At 35.9% G+C, this 1,027-nt stretch carries 1 protein-coding gene; it reads right to left on the reverse strand.

What is annotated here, in order from left to right:
• Positions 1-117: 117 nt before the first annotated feature.
• Positions 118-900: a gluconate 5-dehydrogenase gene (locus HGC4_RS09880; protein WP_050709973.1), complete on the reverse strand. Its 783-nt coding sequence runs from the start codon at positions 898-900 to the stop codon at positions 118-120.
• Between the last annotated feature and the right edge of the window lie 127 nt (positions 901-1,027).

The following is a 1,027-nucleotide window of genomic DNA, read 5'->3' on the forward strand; positions in this document are numbered from 1 at the left end:
TCTATAAAAGTAGATATGCAGTACACTAATCATTTATAACCGAAATAACTATGCTACAATCTAAAATAAACTATGCATATCTACCTTTTATATTCTTATTTAAGCAGGTTTAATACCTTACTTGGGTTGTTTTCCGATATAAGCAAGAATCCCTCCATCTACATATAGTATGTGACCATTGATAAAATCGGATGCTTTAGAGGCTAAGAAAACAGTTGGTCCTTCAAGATCTTCAGGTGTTCCCCAGCGTGCAGCCGGAGTTTTAGCCATTATGAAATCATTAAATGGGTTTCCTTCTTCTCTCAATGCTGCTGTTTGGGGAGTTGCAATATAACCTGGTCCTATGCCATTGACTTGTATATTGTATTCAGCCCATTCACAAGCTAAATTTTTAGTCAACATTTTCAGACCTCCTTTTGCCGCTGCATAGGCTGTTACAGTTTCTCTACCCAATTCGCTCATCATGGAGCAGATGTTGATTATTTTGCCTCCTCCTTTGCGTATCATTCCCGGAGCTACCGCTTTTGATACAATGAAAGGACCTGTTAAATCAACATTTATGACTTCATTGAAATCTTCTACTGACATTTCTAAAGCTGGAATTCTTTTGATGATTCCTGCATTATTTACCAAAATGTCAATATCTCCATGTTTTTGCGAAATATCGCTTACCATTAATCGGACTTGAGATTCAACGGTTACATCACAAGTATAACCATATGCATCCAATCCTAAAGCTCTGCACTCTAGCTCTGCTTCTCTTACTTTATCTTCACTTCTTGCATTAAATGTAATAGTGGCTCCGGCTTTACCTAAGGCTTGTGCCATAGCCATCCCTATTCCGTAAGTTCCTCCTGTAATTAAGGCTACTTTATCTTTTAGGGAAAATTGATCTTGCATTTTTTTTATTCTAACTTTAAGGTCTTAGACCTATTTATTACTTTGACAATTGTAAGTGTAACTGTTTGTTATTATTAAATAATGTGGAGTTAAATACTTACTGCCAATTTTTTATCTGGATACCCTT

The sequence above is a fragment of the Dysgonomonas sp. HGC4 genome (assembly GCF_001261715.1).
Lineage (GTDB): Bacteria > Bacteroidota > Bacteroidia > Bacteroidales > Dysgonomonadaceae > Dysgonomonas_A.